1 protein-coding gene is annotated in these 1,860 nt (G+C 49.1%); it reads left to right on the forward strand.

The window, feature by feature from the left end; all coding sequences use genetic code 11:
- Nucleotides 1-117: 117 nt before the first annotated feature.
- A protein-coding gene (locus V7D78_RS17250; RefSeq protein ID WP_333609685.1) for an IS3 family transposase occupies nt 118-1,673 on the forward strand; the annotation gives its coding sequence in 2 pieces (ribosomal slippage) (nt 118-601 and nt 601-1,673; 1,557 coding nt in all).
- The last annotated feature ends 187 nt before the right edge of the window (nt 1,674-1,860 follow it).

A 1,860-nucleotide genomic window follows, 5' to 3' on the forward strand; every position in this document is an offset into this window, starting at 1 on the left:
GCCTCATTGTCATTCAAACTGTCCTCTGAGAGCATGGCACCCCGCCGTGTCAGAGTAGTTGTCCGGTCTTCTTTTCACAATAGTTAGAGTCAGACGGCGGGTGGTTAGCAGGTTGAAATGGCTATATCCCCAGAAAGAAAAGATGCGATCTTAAAGAAGTTATTACCGCCAGTGAGTCGCTCTGTAGCGCAGTTGGCAAGAGAGGAAGGCATTTCTGAGCAGACGCTGTACAATTGGCGTCATCAGTTAAAAGCTCAAGGATATGCAGTGCCGGTAAGTGGTCAAAAGCCTGATGATTGGTCAGGAGAAGCAAAGTTAGCCGTGGTCATTGAAACCGCCCCGTTATCAGAAACCGAGTTAAGCCAGTATTGCCGCGAAAAAGGCTTGTTGGTTGAGCAGGTTAAAGAATGGCGCAATGCTTGTATCATGGGCACGATGAGCGATACTCAGCGCAAGGTCGCAGAGAAAAAACAAGCCAGAGAAGATAAAAAGCGTATTAAGCAATTAGAACGCGAGCTAAACCGTAAAGAAAAAGCCTTAGCGGAGGCGGCAGCGTTGCTGGTACTGCGAAAAAAGCTCAGAGCTTACTACGGCGAGGAGGACGAGGACAGTTAACCTCGGTGAGTGAACGCAGTTTAAATTTGGTTTGGTTTGATGAGGCTGTGTTAGCTGGTGCCAGGCGTGATAAGGCCGCGCATGAGCTGGAAATCCCATTACGTTCACTTCGCCGCTGGCGGGATGAGCAAGGCGTTGTTATTGAAGATAAGAGACCTATAGCAATCAGGCCAGAGCCAAAAAACAAGCTAACTGACGCTGAGCGCGAGCAGATATTAACAACCTGTAATGACGAGGAGTATGCCAGCTTACCGCCGTCGCAAATTGTGCCGAGGTTGGCAGATAAAGGGGTTTATCTGGCATCGGAATCGACCATGTACCGGGTATTAAAAGCGGCAAACCAACAGCACCACCGCGGTAAAAGCAAAGCGCCACAGAAACGTGCAATGCCGACCAGTTACACTGCGTCAGCACCCAATCAGGTGTGGTGCTGGGACATCAGCTATATGCCCTCAGGCATCCGTGGTTTGTACTGGTATTTATACGCCATTATCGATATTTACAGCCGCAAGTTAGTGGCGTGGGAAGTGCACGACAAGGAATGTAGTCAACTGGCCAGTGAATTGGTACAACGTGCTTTACTCCGTGAGCAGTGCCTGTTTAAACCCCTGGTACTGCACTCGGATAACGGTAGCCCGATGAAAGGCAGCACGCTTAGGGTGAAGTTGCAGGAACTGGGTGTAACGTCGTCTTACAGCCGGCCCAGAGTGAGCAATGATAATCCGTATGTAGAGTCGTTGTTTAAGACAGTGAAATACTGCCCGCAATGGCCCAAAGCTGGCTTTGCAACCATTGGATGTGCCAGAGAGTGGATGCTGGAATTTACACGCTTCTACAACCACGAACATCGCCACAGCGGTATAAGGTTCGTGACACCGGCGCAGCGGCATCAGCAACAAGATGCAGTTCTGCTGGAAAAGCGTAAAGCGGTATATGAACAAGCTAAGTCAGACAACCCACAACGGTGGGCTGGCAGAGCAACAAGAAATTGGAGCCCTATAGGGCCAGTAAGCCTGAATCCGGAGCGGGAAATCGTACCGACTCAGGCAGCAGCATAAAATGGGAAAATCGGACAACTACCTTGAAAATCTCCGCTGAGCAGTAGCTGAATTAGAGAAAATAAAACTGCATAAATGACAAAGGCCCACGCTTTTGGCGTGGGCCTTTGTCATTTATCTGGCGAGAGAGTCACTCGAATAATCAAATTAAGATGCTGAAATAATTAACCTGAACTCGGGATAAGAA

The organism is Arsukibacterium sp., assembly GCF_036735525.1.
Lineage (GTDB): Bacteria > Pseudomonadota > Gammaproteobacteria > Enterobacterales > Alteromonadaceae > Alishewanella.